19 protein-coding genes are annotated in these 16,758 nt (G+C 44.7%); 6 read left to right on the plus strand and 13 right to left on the minus strand.

Annotation, left to right across the window (positions count from 1 at the left end; genetic code table 11):
* The 4 genes from KIV40_RS00005 to KIV40_RS00020 all read left to right on the plus strand — a co-directional run.
* A partial coding sequence (locus tag KIV40_RS00005; protein WP_285347584.1) for a hypothetical protein occupies positions 1-920 on the plus strand: 920 nt, incomplete at its 5' end.
* A 252-nt stretch (positions 921-1,172) separates the two neighbouring features.
* Positions 1,173-1,586 (plus strand): antirestriction protein, encoded by a 414-nt coding sequence (locus tag KIV40_RS00010; RefSeq protein ID WP_285347585.1) that lies wholly within the window; start codon positions 1,173-1,175, stop codon positions 1,584-1,586.
* Positions 1,587-2,204: 618 nt separating this feature from the next.
* Positions 2,205-2,516: a hypothetical protein gene (locus tag KIV40_RS00015; RefSeq protein ID WP_285347586.1), complete on the plus strand. Its 312-nt coding sequence runs from the start codon at positions 2,205-2,207 to the stop codon at positions 2,514-2,516.
* Positions 2,517-2,682: 166 nt separating this feature from the next.
* Positions 2,683-3,570: a zincin-like metallopeptidase domain-containing protein gene (locus KIV40_RS00020; protein WP_285347587.1), complete on the plus strand. Its 888-nt coding sequence runs from the start codon at positions 2,683-2,685 to the stop codon at positions 3,568-3,570.
* A gap of 452 nt (positions 3,571-4,022) precedes the next feature.
* Here the strand turns inward: KIV40_RS00020 and KIV40_RS00030 are convergent, their stop codons facing one another.
* The 9 genes from KIV40_RS00030 to KIV40_RS00070 form a co-directional block, all read right to left on the minus strand.
* The gene (locus tag KIV40_RS00030) at positions 4,023-6,233 is read right to left on the minus strand and encodes a DNA topoisomerase (RefSeq protein ID WP_285347588.1); all 2,211 of its coding nucleotides are present in this window, start codon (positions 6,231-6,233) and stop codon (positions 4,023-4,025) included.
* Between the two features lie 66 nt (positions 6,234-6,299).
* Positions 6,300-7,040, minus strand: a complete 741-nt coding sequence (mobC, locus tag KIV40_RS00035; protein WP_285347589.1) for a MobC family replication-relaxation protein — start codon at positions 7,038-7,040, stop codon at positions 6,300-6,302.
* Positions 7,037-7,576 (minus strand): hypothetical protein, encoded by a 540-nt coding sequence (locus tag KIV40_RS00040; protein ID WP_025789707.1) that lies wholly within the window; start codon positions 7,574-7,576, stop codon positions 7,037-7,039. Before KIV40_RS00040 ends, mobC begins: the two co-directional genes overlap by 4 nt.
* Positions 7,560-7,811: a hypothetical protein gene (locus KIV40_RS00045; protein ID WP_285347590.1), complete on the minus strand. Its 252-nt coding sequence runs from the start codon at positions 7,809-7,811 to the stop codon at positions 7,560-7,562. Before KIV40_RS00045 ends, KIV40_RS00040 begins: the two co-directional genes overlap by 17 nt.
* On the minus strand, positions 7,808-9,775 hold the full coding sequence (locus KIV40_RS00050) for a type IV secretion system DNA-binding domain-containing protein (RefSeq protein WP_285347591.1): 1,968 nt from the start codon (positions 9,773-9,775) through the stop codon (positions 7,808-7,810). Before KIV40_RS00050 ends, KIV40_RS00045 begins: the two co-directional genes overlap by 4 nt.
* A gap of 992 nt (positions 9,776-10,767) precedes the next feature.
* Complete coding sequence (locus KIV40_RS00055) at positions 10,768-11,061, minus strand: DNA-binding protein (protein WP_285347592.1); 294 nt, start codon at positions 11,059-11,061, stop codon at positions 10,768-10,770.
* Positions 11,062-11,264: 203 nt separating this feature from the next.
* A complete protein-coding gene (locus KIV40_RS00060; RefSeq protein ID WP_285347593.1) occupies positions 11,265-11,951 on the minus strand; it encodes a hypothetical protein in 687 nt (228 codons plus the stop codon).
* A 67-nt stretch (positions 11,952-12,018) separates the two neighbouring features.
* Positions 12,019-12,360 (minus strand): hypothetical protein, encoded by a 342-nt coding sequence (locus tag KIV40_RS00065; RefSeq protein WP_285347594.1) that lies wholly within the window; start codon positions 12,358-12,360, stop codon positions 12,019-12,021.
* 14 nt (positions 12,361-12,374) lie between these two features.
* Positions 12,375-12,581 carry a hypothetical protein gene (locus KIV40_RS00070; RefSeq protein WP_285347595.1) on the minus strand — a complete coding sequence of 69 codons (207 nt, stop codon included), beginning with the start codon at positions 12,579-12,581 and terminating at the stop codon, positions 12,375-12,377.
* A 100-nt stretch (positions 12,582-12,681) separates the two neighbouring features.
* On the opposite strand from KIV40_RS00070, the gene KIV40_RS00075 reads away from it, so the two are divergent.
* Positions 12,682-13,695, plus strand: a complete 1,014-nt coding sequence (locus KIV40_RS00075) for a hypothetical protein (RefSeq protein ID WP_285347596.1) — start codon at positions 12,682-12,684, stop codon at positions 13,693-13,695.
* Here KIV40_RS00075 and KIV40_RS00080 read toward each other — a convergent pair.
* The 4 genes from KIV40_RS00080 to KIV40_RS00095 all read right to left on the minus strand — a co-directional run bounded on the left by KIV40_RS00080 (position 13,623) and on the right by KIV40_RS00095 (position 15,544).
* On the minus strand, positions 13,623-14,018 hold the full coding sequence (locus KIV40_RS00080) for a hypothetical protein (RefSeq protein WP_285347597.1): 396 nt from the start codon (positions 14,016-14,018) through the stop codon (positions 13,623-13,625). The genes KIV40_RS00075 and KIV40_RS00080 overlap by 73 nt on opposite strands.
* 10 nt (positions 14,019-14,028) lie before the next feature.
* On the minus strand, positions 14,029-14,610 hold the full coding sequence (locus tag KIV40_RS00085) for a hypothetical protein (RefSeq protein WP_285347598.1): 582 nt from the start codon (positions 14,608-14,610) through the stop codon (positions 14,029-14,031).
* Positions 14,611-14,698: 88 nt separating this feature from the next.
* Positions 14,699-14,902 (minus strand): hypothetical protein, encoded by a 204-nt coding sequence (locus tag KIV40_RS00090; RefSeq protein ID WP_133152144.1) that lies wholly within the window; start codon positions 14,900-14,902, stop codon positions 14,699-14,701.
* 102 nt (positions 14,903-15,004) lie between these two features.
* The gene (locus tag KIV40_RS00095; RefSeq protein ID WP_285347599.1) at positions 15,005-15,544 is read right to left on the minus strand and encodes a lytic transglycosylase domain-containing protein; all 540 of its coding nucleotides are present in this window, start codon (positions 15,542-15,544) and stop codon (positions 15,005-15,007) included.
* Positions 15,545-16,058: 514 nt separating this feature from the next.
* Between KIV40_RS00095 and KIV40_RS00100 the strand changes: the two genes are divergently transcribed.
* On the plus strand, positions 16,059-16,758 hold a 700-nt coding region (locus KIV40_RS00100; protein ID WP_285347600.1), incomplete at its 3' end, for a hypothetical protein.

A 16,758-nucleotide genomic window follows, 5' to 3' on the forward strand; every position in this document is an offset into this window, starting at 1 on the left:
AATACCCACAAAGGCTCAGTAAATGGCGAGAGACCTTTGCTTCCCAATTTAAGCCGATAAAGCCCGCTCATGATCCGTTAGAGCCTTTTATGACGGTAACCGATGACGTCCTCACTGTGCGTGATGCAAGGCACGGTTTACGATTTGCCTACCTTTTACCTTTGGTTGTAGGATTGTGGATTTTGTCATGTGGTTTTATAAGCGATTTATTACCAAGCTCGGAATCAATATCATACGGAAGAAAAGTATTAGCTAGCTACGAAGAAAAAAGAGCAAATGGTGAACTCTTTGATGAATTTCACGAAAATAGGTACCAATACTACAGAACAATATTTGATAGAAATGGTAACTACTCAATATTAAGCTATCGCAAAGCTATTTTTACTTATGGCAGAGAATCACAACAAAAATCGTTTATTTCAGATTTTGTTATCACTAGCGTGATACTGTCACTAACCTTGTTCTTTACGGTGTTTTTTATCAAGTCTCCGAAGCCTGCGCATATATACTTCGATCGAAAGTGTGGCCTTGTTTACACTTGGTTTTTTGGACGACTGGCAGCCTGCCGTTTCGAGAATTTAGGGTTCTTAGAGCGCAAAACAGGCTTGCTTCTCTACTTATATTGCGAAAACAACAAGCGTAAAGGTGGCTATGACGTCTTTCCTATCACCGTCCAACCCACAGGGAAAGTACACCTCAACTCAGAAAGGGATAATAATTATTTCTTCGCTCAAGTGTTTAACTTTATGGACAACGGAAAGAGCGCGGTAATAACCGGCAAGAGCTTCCATCGACCGGAATCAAAAACGTACTTTTTTGTCGATAAAAGACCAGAGCCATTTGAAGAACGCTTAGAAAAACTCCTCGAACATGAACACGTGTTACCTGATCTGTATGAAAATCTTAAGGTTGTGAATTAAACACCTTACCTGATGATGTGAGGGGCGGCTTTTACTTAATGAGCTTTAATTCAGAGGTGGATTGACCTATTTGTATAACAAAAGCTCGTCAGCGATTGACGGGCTTTTTTAAACTAATATATACTAGTTTCATAACGCATCAGACGTTGTAAATCTTGGCAAGTGCTACCATTCATAATCGAGTGGTGCCAGCCCAAGATTATGATTGATAGCTTTTCTTATTATCAATCCATCAATTCAAAGGTGATCTTCATGATTACTTCATCGATTGTTCCGGCTCAGGAACGCTTCAGATTTTATCCATCAATTACCGCAAACTACCAATACTTAGAGCAAGCTGTGTATCACTTTTCTGATCGGTTTATAACCGATTATTCAGGTGGTTACTGGGAGTTTGTGACGCTCGACAATGGCGGGAAGTTTGCTTATCCAGAAATGGGTGAGTCTGTCGCTGTCAATAACGCTTACAACTGTGCGTCGGCATCGCTTTCTAAAGAGGCGGCTGGTATTTGTATCTGGTTAATCATGCTGTCCAATTGCGCGATATCCGCTTATCACCATGGCAACAACGTGGAGCTGGAAAGCCTCAGTGAGCATCAAGTTTTGCTGATGGACTATGCTAGGGAACACGCAGAGTGGGAGAACATTGCTCTCGTGATTGACTAATGGTCTAAGCCCTATCGAAACCATTGAAGCGTTTTAACGCTTTACCACAGGAGAAGTCCTGTGGGGCTTCTCTTTTTTTACTTTATTGGAGAAGTCTAATGTTAAAACTTGATGCTATCGTGAATACCAAAGAAATCTATGAGAACGCACCTTCCAGAGTGGCTACCCACTATCATTTAACGCGAAAGTGTTATTTGTCACTGACAGAAGAGAGGCGTTTGTACGCCTGGTGCAGCGTTAACAAAGAATGGATTTTAACACTCAGTCCTTTACATGAAGAGGGGGTAGTCCTTGATCTTAACTCTCTTTCTAGGGTCGGATTTAGCTTCGCGGGTTTATACCCATGCTTTCGATGTCCTACCACCACGCACAATCATATAATGATTGGTACTGATGGCAGTGTGGTCCTTAACTGTTTGAAATGTGGTTCGTCACTCCCTGTATGGCGTGATATTTGGGAGGGCATCAAGCAAGGTGTTCAATCCTATTCTAGCGTGAGCTCATGTTAGAGCTCACGTACTCATTAATACTTACTAATAGCGGATACCCCGCGCGTTGCCAGTTCACTGGCAGCGCCAGAAGAATAAGCAACTTAACCTATTCTGAAGAGGTACTACTATGTCTGACCAACACTTAGCGTTAACGATTTTCGATGCTCAAATGCAAACTGAAGCAGATTCTCTTGCTTCTGTATTTCTAAGCTTTGAACGTATGAAAAATTACGTGGGATTAAATAAGCAGATAGCCTATGAAATCTTGGAAAAAATGTATAAGAGAGCGTGTGAAGCAGAAGAACGTTTTCCTGCTTTAAAAGGAGCGTCGGTTAACAAGCGGTCTTATCTGATGTCCGTTTGTGCCGATGTTCTAGAGTTCGCCATCGATATCGAGTTAGAAATGCAAGCCTATGAACACAAGCTTGCCTCTAAATAAACACAACAATATGAAGAGACAACAAACAGCTCTTTAACGACTTATCGTTAAAGAGCTACAACCAATCACTACAGCGGTACTACTCCGCAGGCAACGCCAGTTCGACTGGCCGCAGCCAGCCGAATTAGCAAATTTTTATCAATTTACTAATTCAAGGAGTAGCGACATGGCTACAAAAAAAACAAACAGAGACTTTTACCAGGATGTTACTAATCAAATCATTGAAGCGTTAGAGCAGGGCATAAAGCCCTGGTCTTGTCCTTGGGATATGACTCAATCATCAGGCATTCCGAGTAATTTTGATACCGGTAAAGAGTATCAAGGCATGAACATCATGCTGCTTTGGATGAGTGCTCAAATGAATCGTTTCTCTTCTTCACAATGGTTGACTTTCAAGCAAGCGAAATCGCTTGGTGGCCAAGTTAGAAAAGGAGAGAAAGGGACGCATATTTTCTTTTACAAACAAGTAGAGAAAAAGAGCAAAGACCTGAAGGATGAAAATGACACCTACTCTATGTTGAAAACCTATGTGGTGTTCAACCTCGATCAAATTGATGGCATTGATAGCGAAAATAACATAGAAAATGTTGTTCGTGACGACGTCACATTAGTCGATGAAGTGGAGTGTTTTATTGACAGTTTGGGGGCGAAAATCAGCTACAGTGGTCAAAAGGCGTTCTATCGACCATCGACCGATGAAGTTGTGATCCCCGAGCGTCAGCGATTTCATTCTACGGACGATCTGTACGCCACCATTATGCACGAGTTAACGCACTGGACGGGTCATTCGACTCGTTTAGATAGAGATAACAAAGGCAAGTTTGGTAGCAAAGATTATGCGTTTGAAGAGTTGATAGCAGAGCTAGGAGCCGCGTTTCTAATGGCTGATTTTGGTTTCATTGGAAAGGTGCAACATGAATCTTATATTGCGAGTTGGTTGGAAGTTTTAAAAAATGATAAACGTTATATTTTTAAAGCCGCAGCACAGGCCAGTAAAGCACATCAATACCTAAAAGCGTTAGTTGAACAAGATATCTGTTTAAAAGCCGCTTAACTAAATTGCCCGATAACATCATCATGTTATCGGGTTTTTTCATTCATGGACGTCAGCTAAGTGCCTTTCGAGTGCAGAGACCAATCGGCAGTGTTCATCCGCCGTGAAGGGCTCTGCACTTTCTAAGATGGTGGCTCTTAATATTCGCTTGGTGGTTTCCTGTGACGTGTGGAGATACTGCTGGGTGACGAACATGAGTTTGGAAAACGAGGGGTGATTGAGAACGAGTGGTTTACGACCGTGAACTCGCAACTCAAATCGTTCGAGGACATAGTCATCTTCATCATCTTCTAAGCACACCCAAGGATCGTGATTGTCTCGCATTTGGATAACGCTCTATCGTACTGGATGGGGAGGTGGTGCATTTATCTTAGCACCTTCCATGGTGCGAAGATAAATCAGCACTTTGAAGGAAGGTTAACATCATCACGCGCTGTGATGTTTGTTCAGTGTTAGAGTTCGCCTCGATCACGGTCAGGTTTGCCGTTTTGGTCAAAATAGCGCACCTTACATTTCGGAAAGCCACTGCATCCCCACCAAAATGATCCTTCTTTCTTGGCAGGTCTTCGCACAAGCGGATTGCCACACTGTTTGCAGAACTCTTCTGTGCTTGGCACAACACTCTGGCGTGGCTTGGGGTTGAAGTTTGGTTTACCGTTGTCGTCAGGGAACGTCGTCTTACAGTCAGGGTAGCGATTGCAGGCATGAAATGGTCCATGTTTGCCAGGGCGTTTAATGAGCGTGCCTTGCTGGCAGGTTGGGCAAGTCACGCCGCTGCGCTTCACGAAAGGCACACCGTGTGTTTTGACGTGCTCGACTTGGAGATGGATATACTTGTTTACGTCACTTAAGAACGATTCAATATTGAGCTGCTGCTTCGAAATCTTATCTAAGCTGCCCTCCCAAATAGCGGAAATGTCTGGCCGTACAATCTCATCAGGGAGGAGGGCGCAGAACTCTTGTCCCGCTTCCGTCGTTTTGTAGACCGGGCTCTTGTAGCCTTTCTCTTTGCCTAAGCGAACAAGGTGTGTCAGCTTACCCACCTTTTCAATATGGCCGCTTCGCGTGGCTTCTGTCCCGATGGATCCGTTTTCCCCGGCCGTGTCTTTGTCTTTCGCCTCCAGTGTTTTGCGCAGTTCTGGATCTTTAATGAACTTGGCCGCTTGGGTCATGGCTTTGAGTAAGCTGGCGTCATCAAAGTATTTTGGTGGTTTGGTTTCACGCTGCTCCATATCCACTTGTGTACACGAGCCTTGCGTACCTTTGACCATCGAGGTGAGATCTAGGGCGTTTTGATTTGGTTCGTCTTGATGTTCACCTTTAAACAGCACTTCCCACCCTTGTTTGCTGAGTGTGGTTTGGGTGGCACGGTAGCAGCGACCGGTGCAATCCACATCAAGCGCCACTTTGTCGCGTACGGAGCCAGGGTAGAACAACGCAATAAAGCGTTTGGCCACCAATTCATACAGGTTGCGCTCACGCTCGTTAAGTTCGATACCCGCGCCGCTTTTCTCGGTAGGTACAATCGCGTGGTGCGCTTCGATTTTGCTGGCATTAAAGGCTTTGTGACTGGAGGTCGTCGCGGCGTGTTCAATGGCGGTATCAAGATGTGACAGTGTCCCTGTTATGGCCGCAAAGATACCGGAGCGGTTCTCCAGATGTGCATCGGAAAGGTACTGGTTATCACTGCGCGGATAGGTCAGCAGCTTATGCTTCTCATACAGCCCTTGCAAAGTATCTAGCACGTCTTTCGGTTTATAGCCCCATCGCTTTGACGCTTCAATTTGTAGCTTTGACAGGTTGAATGGCATTGGTGGTTGGCGGTGTTCCGTTTTTTGCTCAATGCTGGAGATATGCGCATTTGCTCCAGTGTCCGCTTCTTTGGTCGCGGCGACTTCCAGTGACGAAATCATACGACCTTTGTCATCAAGCTCGAATGCTTCATCAGGAATGAGCTTGCCTTTGATGATGTTGCCACCCATATCAAAGTGACCAAATAACTCGTAGTAAAAGCTCTTCTGGTGATTGAGGTTTGCCAGGGTGCGCTCGTTAATCATGCCTATCATAGCCGTAATGACTCGGCCAATATTGAGCACTTCATCAAAACCTTTCTCTCTCGCTTTAAGGGTATAGGCGCGAGTCAGGTTATAACCGAAGGTTTGGTCGGCGATAGCGCGAGCTAACGCTTTTTGGGTCAGTGGTTGGAAGTGTTCATTAGGCTGTAAGTTTGCCAGCGCAGCTTTCACCGGCTTATCGTTCAAATCGGCAATCAAGACACGTTGCACTGGCTTGGTGTTGTTTGCATAGGTCAGCACCTCATCGACCAACAAACAGCCTTCCGGGTCGGGGTCGCCTGCGTGAACAATACGGTCTGCTTTGTCTATCCAGCTCAGCACGACTTTGAGCTGCTTCGCAGCGCCCTGGCGCGGCTTCATTCTTGGCGGGTAGTGTGTGCTCAAAGGTAGGTACGACAAGGCCCATTTTTTATGTTCAATGTTGTAATCTTCTGGGTCGCACAGGGCAAGTAAGTGACCGACGCACCACGTCACCACCTCTTGGCCATGTTGATAGTATCCGTCTTTTTTCTCGGTGTTGACGTCACCGCCGAGACCTTTAAAGATGGCAGCCGCCAACGACGGCTTTTCTGCAATAAATACGCGCATGATGTTTTCTCCAGATGTCAGTGTCCCTCGATGCGACGCATCGATAGGGAGGCGAGAGTGATGAAATTATTGAAGAGTGAGGGTTTTGAGTTCGTCGAGCGTGAAGATACGCACGAGCTTTGAACGGTAATGTTCAAACGGATGTTTGGATTCGCTGAAAGGAATGTATTCAATGCGGTCAAAGCGCTTGATTAATAGCTGGCGAATGTCGTCATTGAGCACCACATAAAACACCGCGCTCCAGTATTTTTTCTTTTGCGCGAGAATGTGGCTTTTAAGGTTTGAGCGATAACGAGAGACCGTTTTTAGAGTGCGCTCTGTTTCAATGGCGATGGTAAATCCGTTAGGTGCTGTGATGGTGGCATCTGGGCGATGTTCGACATCATATTCTTTTCGAAACGAATATTGATCGGCGTTACGCCAGTTCGTCCAGCCATTCCGCTGCAAATAAATCTGTGCTTTTTGATTCATGAGCTTGTGCTCCAGCGTACCGAATTTTACGCGGTAAGGATCGAACGCACGAAAATCTTCGTTGATGTTCTGAATGTTTTGTATCAGTCCTAAATCGGTGATCCCCCAGATTGAAATTTTACCGGTTTGAAATTCAAACTCATGTTTGTGGATATAGCCAAGGCCTACCAGTTTATTGAGCAACCGATATAAGGGATTTTTGTCCTTGTACTCCAGTAGCAGCATTAAAATTTCGAAGTTTGTGTATGACTCTTCTTTAAGGAATTGGATCACAGTCGCCATTTTTTCATAATGTCTTTGGTAGCGGTCAGCCTTTGAGGTGATCAATTGGCTCATATTGAAGCCTCCGCTTCTTTGCGCACTTTATGAAAAGAAAGACAGGTAACATTCACTTGGTTGAGGTTTCGAGTGATCTGTTTCGCCATTTTATTGCGTCGTCGATCGTATTCTGTTTCGGTGAGCTCGCCGTTCAATCTTGCCTTGTAAAGCGTGTCGAAATAACGGTCTGCGGCCATAAATACTTTCATGAGCATGACACTGCCAGGTGTGTATAACCGTTGTTCTGTTTCTGCCTCTTGGAACGCTTGAGTGGAGTGTGTGTTGATGTCGAGTTCGCCGATGTTATTAATGAAGTTTCGGTGTCGTTGATTGATGTCGTCACGTAGTGATCGTATTTTTTCTAACAAACTTTCGGCAGTGACCTTCGCCAGTTGTGTTGTCACGTTTTGAGCGGGTCGTGATGCGAAGGCTTCCACAGAAAAAAGACTTTGATAAACAAAAAGCCCGTCAATAGGTTTATCTAATGGACGGGCTCGATTGGTGTAGGTTTTATGATCCCAGAGAGACAGCAGTCGTTTAGTGCGTAGTTCCATTGGATAATGCCTCCTGTTTAGGTTGAGGTTTCTTGTTTGGCGTCCAGTTGTCGTCCATTGGGTGGACAACAATCGGTATCCCCATCAGTTCAATATCTTCTAATGCATACTCTTGGCTGTTACCCAAAATGGTTGTGGGCACCGTGACACGTTTTTCTTCTTGTTGTGAACCGAGAAATATTTTTCGTTTGATGTAGCGAAGCCATGAGTGCCATTGTCTGGTGTTGACTATCATTTTTTGAGTCCTTCGATTTGTTGTTCTAACGTTTTAACTGCTGCCTCTATTTCCTTTTGTGATTGAATTGCCTCTGTCGGGTTCTTGTTAGGGGGCAGAGGAGTGACCGCATCCAGATCAAATTCTTCATTAGTGTCGAGAGTTTCTGTTTCTGAGAGCGACGCTGTTTCAACTTCAATGTTGTTCTCTTCTCCGATATCTTGGCGCTTTTTAGAAGCTGGCGCTTCATTGTGTTCTTCGACTTTTTCATCGTCACTGGCGGTATGAGCTTGCGTTTCATCAAACGTGACGAGGGTTTGTTTTTGTACTTTGATCGGAGCAATCAAGGATGGCTTGGGAACGTCATTCATTGTGAAGATATAGCTCACAAAGTTGGGCAGGTTGAGCAACATGTTGGTATCGACATATTGTCTCTCGGCCATTCTGATGTTGCGTTTATCATCGACCACTTCATTGAGCGTTTTGCTGGATTCGACATAGCGAGTCTCGTCATCCACTAAGATGGTGCCGGACATTTTAGACACCCATTCGGCGGTGTCGGGATCTTGTAAGCGATACACCAATTTGAACTTGGTGTTCTCGACCACTGCACCTACCACGGCATCACCGTTAAGATCGGCCGGACAGTCTTTTAAATCGGCAATCGATTGGTGGGCAAGAAGCATGTGCACGCCTTTGTCGCGTGCGGCGCCCAAACCTTCCATCGCTGGTTTTGAAATGTGGTATTTCAATTCATCCAAGAAGATGGCAATGGGACGCGGCTTACCCGCCACACGGTCGCGCATTTCAGCAAGCTGAAATAAACGGATTAAGATCATCTTCTGCGTGATCAATATCTTCGAATTACGCATTGAGCCAATGACGTAACAACAGCCGCCATGGTCGAACACATCTTGCAGTCGCATGCCACCAACCGCATTAATGGACTCGACTAACGAGAGTTCTTCGAGTTTGCCATAGAACGCTTTGATGGTGTCTTCAAGACCTTGAACATAGAGTGAACGGAACAGTCCTTTGAATGACTGACGCTCTTCTTCCGTTGCCTTCATTGGGGCTTCTCTGGCCGCTTTTCTGTCGTCGATACGATAGAAATCAGCCACGTCGCCTTTCTCGGCAAGGCTGAATCCAGCCACCATTATCTCTTCGATTTGTTCCGGCGTTGCATCCGCTAAGAGATCGAGTTGAGGCACTTTTTTATTCAGGTCAATCAGGTAGAAAGGTTTGCCCGCTTTTTCACAGGCGTACTTCATCAAATGCGGTGCCCATTCATCATTTTTAGGGTCCATCACAAACACGCCTTCATCAGCAAGGATGAGTTGATACAAGATCAATCCTGAGGCGACCCCTTTACCGGCACCCGTGGTGCCGATGATGTCCGCGTGCTGTTTTTGGAAGTCAGCCAGTGGGATGTATTGCGGTTTATGTACGCGATCCAATCCGACAAACACACCTTTATTTAGATCAATGTAGTCTTCGGGATCGTACGCCAGCGTTTCCGGTAAAAAGTGTTTTACCGTGCGCACGTCGGTGCGTTCATCACGCGCCATTTGCGTGCGTTTGGTGAACTTAGATTTAAGCTGGTTCAGATGTGGTGTCGCGACTCGGCGAATGGCAATGTGGGTGCCCGCACCAACGAAGAACAGCGGAATATAGAAGTACGAGATAAACGGATACACCAATTCTGAAACGGGTACGTAGCTGGCGGTTTGCACCACAGCAATCAGTGTTGGGATGGTGACGTTGGCGAGTGTCCCAAGCAAAAAAAGTAAGATCGCAACGAAGATAAACAGGCGTCGCAATAGGGATCCTTTTTCGTTTTTTTCCGGTTTATCAAAGTAGATCGTTGGGGAGATCAAACCGGAGAGAAAACTGAGTACGCTGGCATAGTAAAACGTCAGCAAATACAGTTGAGAGAGTGCCAGTAAAGACAGATCTAAAATGGGATTGATGATCATATCAAACATGATATTGATGCTCCTTAGTTGAATATCATCGGCTACAGTTATCGGCTACTCATATCGGCTACAGGGTGTAGCCGATATGAGTAGCCGATGGATGCCCAAACCTTTACGCTGAACGCTCCAAGGCATGGGGTTATCCCGAAAGGGATAATCATCTCAAAAGCTGCGCTTTTTCAATGGATTAGAAAACAATGCCCTCGTCCTGAACGTCCTCACGCTTTGCTTTCTAATCTAAAGTCAAAAGAAGCCGAAAACCGCCTCGCTACGCGAGACCAAGCCCCTCTGAAAGTGGAAAATGTCGCCTTTTGGCCGCTGCGTACCTTGCTTGCTCAAAATTCTCGTTTTCCGCTACCCAGACGAGCTTGGTCTCGCCTACTCAACGGTTTTCGGGGGCAAGCCCCCAAAACAAACCGACCTCTGGGGAGGTCTCGCCTATTCGCTGGGGCGGGCGTTTGTTTCGGCTCCCCCGTCTGAGTCATTTTCGCTGGGGCGAAAAGTGTCTCAGATGCTCTCGATGTGCATCTTTCGCACTCCAAAAATCATTATCAATCAAGCCCCGCAGAGGGGGCGCTTGCGCGATTGAATGTTTTTGAAGCTAGGGCTACGGACTCGCTTTCAAGCGCAGCTTGAGTCTCATCTCGTAGCAAAAAAGCCCGCGCTGTTTCGCTCAATGTGTCTTGCCAAAGTGGGGCGTGGAACGCCGGAATCCACACTTTGGCGGCGACCCATTTCGCGTTTTTGCTGACGGGCTTTTTTTAGCGCTCACTCCTCGTGCATCGAATTTACCTTTCTCTTTAACAATCCTTTGGGATTGAAATTTGAAAGGAAAATTGACACGAGACGTTCACGAAAGGTCAACACATCCCATCCTCAAGGATGGTCATGTTGTGTGTTCGTCATTGAGCTATTTAACAATCCTAGGGGATTGAAATGGCACAATGAGGGGGGAAGCTGTGAGCGTGCGTTTGGGAAAGCAGAAGGGCAGAAAAGAAGGATTAAGACTGCGTGTCGGTATGAGTGTTTCGGGCTTTACGTGGTTTCTTTTTCGGCGTCATCAGTTCGCATAACTTGTCGAAGTTAATCCCCTTACTCATGATTTGCTCGCGCATCGCTTCAAGCTCTTGCTGCTCTTTCTGCTCCTGCTCGGCTTGAATTTGGGCTTCGATATCTTTCTCTTCTTTGAACTCGGTAAGGACAGTTAAGACGCGCTCAAGCTGCTCAACACTGGCGTGTTTGAGCACCGATTTCGCTTGTCTTGGGTTGCTGAGTTTTTTGAGGATGTCTTGCATAATGTAGTTCGCTTTTGGTTGTTGTTTAGGTCTGAGTGCTGAATCACTTCTCCATCTCTCCACAATCGGCTGGAAATAAATCCTGGAGGTTTCCAGTCTTCCTCATGATGGATAGTTGGATAAGTGAGACTGTGGATTTCAAACGTTTGGTGTGACAAAAATAAGTAATAATGTGTGCTAGGTGGGGGGATAAAATTGAAGAGTTAGAGATCGATATCACCGGTTAAAAGCCCGAGCTCTATAATGCATTTCATCATTGGTTTGGGGAGTTGATCGTCGGCAAACTTATAGCGTCCTAATGACTGTTCCGATTTACGCCAATACTGAAGAGTGGTGAGGTTATTTTTATCTACGTTAACACCGACAAGATAGTCAGGAAGGCCAAGTTGCTCATAATGTTGTAAGTCTTCGGGCGATGCACTATTGATGAGACGTTGAATGAAGCGGCTAATTAGGCAAATGTTTCGCAAGTTTACCTCGGCGTTTTCACTAACAAACGCGAAGATACCGCCTTTTTCCCATTTAAACGTGGCATGGGCAAACGTCATCGGACGATTAGGTTTAGTCAACATACTCCAGTTACAATAAAGTTGATAAAGTCCTTTGGGCTCCCGCTTAACGTAAACTTCGGCTACACCTTCGTACTCACTCCCACCTGTATCTTCTGCATCATAAGTATGACGAATTAAACCCATAATGAATGTATCCCCCACTTTCATTTCTCGAATACGAGCACGAAAGTGCAGAGGTAAACGAGCCTTGCACAGGACTTCATAACCTTGAATACGTAAAGGTGTCACTTTTTCTGCCCGGCGATTCACGTGGTGTTGGATTTCGAATGCTTGATGCGCTTTTTCTTCTTCATTGGTTAGTTGAACGGTTGTGCTCATCTTTTAACTCCTTAATTTTGGTTGTGTTGATATCGAACTTTAGGTAATGGAAACGTCTTGCTCTTTATTAAACGCACTCACTTGGTAAAGTTCCTCGGTTGTTCCAAGTGACACAGTTGTTCTCAATATATTCCGAGATAAGTTCAGCTTTGCTAGAAACATCTATATCGCCAGGGGCAAGGTGATATTCTGAAATGTGCTCACATCCGTCTTGCGGATACGTAAGGTTACAATCAAAGAAACGCACTAAAATTGTGCATATGTCAGTAGTTTCTATATGTGAATCGATTATGAGTTCATCAGCTATTGTCAACACACTAACAATGCAATTCGTAAGTTCAGATTTTGATAGTTTTGTGACGACAAAAAAGCCTAAAGAATCCTCGTCAAAACCAATTTCGTAGACCATCTATCTTTCCCTCTTTACTCGATTCTTGTCTGTTTTTTGTAGCCATGCTTCTCTGCAATACTGATTACTTTTTCTTTCTTGTCATCTGGCAAAGACTTTAAAAGTTCATCTATGGATGCTTGAAAGCGTTTGTTGTAGTTCCCGAAGACGAGACCTTGGCAAGCTTGCATGGCTAATTGTTCGATGAGTGATGCGTAATCTGGAAATGTACCTTTATTCATTCTCATTTCATTTATGCGGGTTGTTGATTTGGAAAAAGTTAGTTGTTGAATTAATGTCATTGCTTTATATGCTTTGATACTCATATAAAGGTGTGAACTAATGAAAAGAACCAAAGTATTATTTGCTTACTGCCATGAGCTTGAGCGCAGCATTTCCATAGACCAAGCTAGGGCTGAATACTTCTCTCAAAAACCAGAAAAGAGGAAGCGATTCAAATTTTCATGCAGTGACCGAAATTGTGGTGTGCTTATAAGTGGTGTTAATTATCACGTAATGGCGGAAGAGGGAGTTAAGTACCAAACGGCTCACTTTCGTTCACCATATGAACATCAGCCTGGATGCGAGTGGATTAAATTTACAGATGCTATGGAACCGGACCAATCTGAAGAAGTATCTGGTGAAGAATGTAATGAAAGAAAAGCTCGTAAAAAACTAAAGGATCATATTAATCACTTCACCCCTTGGACAGAATCAGATGGAGACCTAGGAACCGAGCACGGTGAGTCTGGTTTATCTATCCATTCACCAGGGTTTTTGGCTCAGCATCGTGAACCTCGTGATAAAAAAGATCATCATCGATGGCAACGATATACCAGAACCAATCAGTTACAGCGGCTAATTGATACGTGGCAAGACGCTAAAACTAATTTATCGGATGATGAATTTCGGTTACTCAAACTTTATGTTGAAGGTTATGGACAGCTCCCTCTATACCGATATGTGACGCACATTCGTTATGGGCTTGAAAATCGATATAAGGGTGTTGTTTATGGTGGCGCTTTATTGAAAAAGCGTTACGGTCGTGGTTTTCTGCTTCAATTCTTCGATAAAAATGATGGCAAAACTGTCAATTTGTATGTCAGTAAAGAGCTCATGAACTGTGGAAGATTTGGGCACTATGTCGATGAAGTATTGAGTACAGAAAACGTGAAATATTTTCAAGTCTTCTTACTTAACCCAAGTTCGTCAAATAGAGAAAATTCACAAGGAAATACCATTATTAACCTTCATATATCAGATTTAAGGCAATTGGTGATGTTCTACGAGCTGAAAACCAAAACTTCTGCTGAGTCTGAGTCCGAAGAAAGCTGTGGCGATAACTGTGCATGGTGAGCGAGTCTTGTTACAAGCACCATAATGTCCACAATATCTGTTAATGAAATCTCTTTATGAGCTAAACGGATATCATCAAGTGAAAGGGGCGGTGTGCTAAAGCTTCCTTCCCATATCGTGAGCAGGAAGGTTTTATCATGATCATAATGAATAATAAGCTCAGTGACGGCGCGTCCCGCACGATAGGTGGTCATGCGAATCTTATCGATATTAATGAACTGCTTTAAAAAATCATTCATGACAGCCTGACTGTGACTTTCTTTGAGAATCCGGTCGGTGGAACAGACGCTGTAGAGGTGTTTTTGTTGTGTATTATTTTCCATGATAAATCTCCTATTGTGCTCGGCGGGCTTCTTTGATCATTCGCAAGTGGTCAATGTGGTGGTGCCAATTCTTCTTCGTTAATGGCTCTTCTGGCGTGAAGCGTTTGTCTTCACTGGTGAAAGCAAACAACCCTTTTCGATTCATCAGTGTGGTGATGGCATCGATACCATCCCAACGTAAATAAGCGGTGCGGGCTTGGTAATGTCTGTTGTCAATGTCAAAACACGCAGGCGCCTTGACCAGGGCGGCAAAGGCCACATCTTGAGTTTCTATTGGAGGGGCTAATGTGCTGCATTGGCGTTTGATGACGCTGTCTGAAACTACAATGGCCTTGATACCCAAATCGATGACGTTCTTGCCATCAATGTGAATAAGCCATTGGTCAATGGCTTCGCTGATGTCCGCTTTGACTTCTTCTGCGGTGTAGTTCGCGTGGGTCTGAGGCTTATAGGCGCCATACATGAGGCGATAGGTGAGGTGTGATTCCTCAAACTTGGGTTGGTCTGTCACGCCTTCCTTGATATCGATGATTTCCTTGCAATCGGCAAGAAAGGTTTGGTCGTTGGAGGTGGGAAGTAAAACGTATTGCATGGGGAGCTCTTTTTGATTGAGATGTTAATTAAGAGAAGGTAGGGGGTTATGAAAGAGGTGGCACCAACACTCCAAGCGTGAAATTCATTCACGGTTTGGTGTCATTTCTTTTACTCGGCGCTGCATGTGACGCGGTGACGAGCGTTTTTTCACGCATGTCTGCCTCTTTTCTCACCCGTTGCCAATAAGCGGCAAACTCAGATGAAGCTTGTTTTAATGTGGTTTGGCTTGGCACATTGAGCCGCCTCATCAGCTCGATATCGCATTCTAAAATGGGTAATTCATTGTCCATTTCGTTCACATCCTTGATGTTGTTAGAGAAGAGCGGAAGTTGTTAGGATTTCGCGCCTTCTACGAGCGCGATTTCCATGAAATGTTCAGCCCAAATCTGGCGCTAATCATAAAGTCCTTGAGTTGAGATGCTGGATGGCGCTGCGCGTACACGTCGGGTGATGCTGCTGTTGATGTACTTTTTGACGTATCCGTTTCTAAAGCCGCGGTTAGGACTGCCAGTGTTGTAATAGGAGAGAGCGATTTGCAGCGCAGCGCCCGGCTCTGGATTTATTTTCAGTGCGCGTTGGTAGCTTTCATGAAGAATTTTTGAGCCAATCTGGATGTTTTTGCAGGGGGTAAACATCTCTTCAATCGTGACGCCGTAAGCCTTGAGGTTGCTTGTGTTGATTTGCATCAGACCCAAATCAACCGAGTGGCCAAGAGAGAGGTAGTAGTTCGCCAAGTCGATGGCTTCCTCTTTTGTTCTCGGTTGTTTAAATTTGGGTGGGCTATGGCCTGGAAGCTTATTGACGTTGATTGCGAAGGGTTTGAAGCTCGATTCGTTTTTTATGACTTGTTCGATGGTGGTCGGGTGGACTTGATAAATGCAGTCGGTGTATGGGGTGATGTCTATCAGTTGTATACAATGATTGTCAGTCAAGTACTGTTTAAGTTGTTGTATGCAATTGTTGGCGTAGGTCCGATTTATCTATCCCGAAAGGCATTTAGAGCTGTTCGCTCAAAAAGTTACTACAGCGCTTAATGTTTAGTTGATTTTATCTATGAAAGCTACTAATATTGAACGTGATCAGAGTGCATTGCATAGCACGCTACCTGCATAGTTTTCTATGCAGTGTATTAAGGTCAATTGAGTGGTTGAAGGTGACACTTCAATATTTAAACATTCAACAACGAAACCAGACTTTCCTAATGGGTCTGGTTTTTTTGTATCTATCGATCTTGAACATTGATCTTTTTGATTTTTTTCTATACATTTAATGCAACTGCTCGGCCTAGTCACCCAAGCAGACCAAACATTAGGAATCAAAATATGAAGAAATCTCTTTTTCCGTGCCCTAGGTGCGATCTATCAAAGCATACTCTCAGTTCAAGCGTTCACGTCGTTAGTGGGTTTATTCCATTACACCAGTGCTTGAGTTCTGTTGAGGTATGCTATGCAACTCCCTGAGCACAACACTTCTCAAGCTCTTTCTGCTCTTGCACAAGAAGCGCAAGAACATATTCGTGCTCAACGAAAGAAGACGAGCGCAGCGTATCGAGCTGCACGGAAAGCGCGTGTTGAAGAATGTATTGATATTCACCACGCTGCCATTGAAGCGGAAAAAGCACGTCTGGAAGCCAAAGGTAAGCCAAACCCGAACTATCAAATCGGGTTTACTAAACGCCGTGTGTTACGTGACAAAGAAAATCCAAGGGTGGTAGATCTTCCGACTGAGTTTGCAATGATCCTAAAAGCGTGTGAGGAATTTATCGATAACCCTAGACGCTTTCCTGAATTGTATACGTGGGTGCCTGAAATGAATAATCGTCAGGCGCGTGAACTCGTCGCGAGGGTACTCGCTTGTCTTTTGGTTAACACTGATATTATCAGTGGCCGTGTCGGTGAACCCTCACCACAAGGTATGAAACCATTAAGTTATCACCAGTTTCATGAAGATCATGCTTTGCGGTTTGGTAAGTACATTGCGCCGAAATCCTTTAATAAGGCCATTAGTTACCTTAAACGAGCGGGTTACTACAACTCCGAGTCCATTAACATCCCTATTGGTGATGTTGAGGGCACTGTTCGTGGTGCTCCTGCGTATAAGCAATTCTCTGAAGTGTTCTTCAATGATCTGAAAGTGGTTCGTTACA

The sequence above is a fragment of the Vibrio sp. D173a genome, assembly GCF_030248475.1.

Coding starts and splice junctions, on each gene's coding strand:
- KIV40_RS00010 (WP_285347585.1), top strand. CDS start 1,173: ATGATTACTTCATCGATTGTTCCGGCTCAGGAACGCTTCAGATTTTAT.
- KIV40_RS00015 (WP_285347586.1), top strand. CDS start 2,205: ATGTCTGACCAACACTTAGCGTTAACGATTTTCGATGCTCAAATGCAA.
- KIV40_RS00020 (WP_285347587.1), top strand. CDS start 2,683: ATGGCTACAAAAAAAACAAACAGAGACTTTTACCAGGATGTTACTAAT.
- KIV40_RS00030 (WP_285347588.1), bottom strand. CDS start 6,233: ATGCGCGTATTTATTGCAGAAAAGCCGTCGTTGGCGGCTGCCATCTTT.
- mobC (WP_285347589.1), bottom strand. CDS start 7,040: ATGAGCCAATTGATCACCTCAAAGGCTGACCGCTACCAAAGACATTAT.
- KIV40_RS00040 (WP_025789707.1), bottom strand. CDS start 7,576: ATGGAACTACGCACTAAACGACTGCTGTCTCTCTGGGATCATAAAACC.
- KIV40_RS00045 (WP_285347590.1), bottom strand. CDS start 7,811: ATGATAGTCAACACCAGACAATGGCACTCATGGCTTCGCTACATCAAA.
- KIV40_RS00050 (WP_285347591.1), bottom strand. CDS start 9,775: ATGTTTGATATGATCATCAATCCCATTTTAGATCTGTCTTTACTGGCA.
- KIV40_RS00055 (WP_285347592.1), bottom strand. CDS start 11,061: ATGCAAGACATCCTCAAAAAACTCAGCAACCCAAGACAAGCGAAATCG.
- KIV40_RS00060 (WP_285347593.1), bottom strand. CDS start 11,951: ATGAGCACAACCGTTCAACTAACCAATGAAGAAGAAAAAGCGCATCAA.
- KIV40_RS00065 (WP_285347594.1), bottom strand. CDS start 12,360: ATGGTCTACGAAATTGGTTTTGACGAGGATTCTTTAGGCTTTTTTGTC.
- KIV40_RS00070 (WP_285347595.1), bottom strand. CDS start 12,581: ATGAATAAAGGTACATTTCCAGATTACGCATCACTCATCGAACAATTA.
- KIV40_RS00075 (WP_285347596.1), top strand. CDS start 12,682: ATGAAAAGAACCAAAGTATTATTTGCTTACTGCCATGAGCTTGAGCGC.
- KIV40_RS00080 (WP_285347597.1), bottom strand. CDS start 14,018: ATGGAAAATAATACACAACAAAAACACCTCTACAGCGTCTGTTCCACC.
- KIV40_RS00085 (WP_285347598.1), bottom strand. CDS start 14,610: ATGCAATACGTTTTACTTCCCACCTCCAACGACCAAACCTTTCTTGCC.
- KIV40_RS00090 (WP_133152144.1), bottom strand. CDS start 14,902: ATGGACAATGAATTACCCATTTTAGAATGCGATATCGAGCTGATGAGG.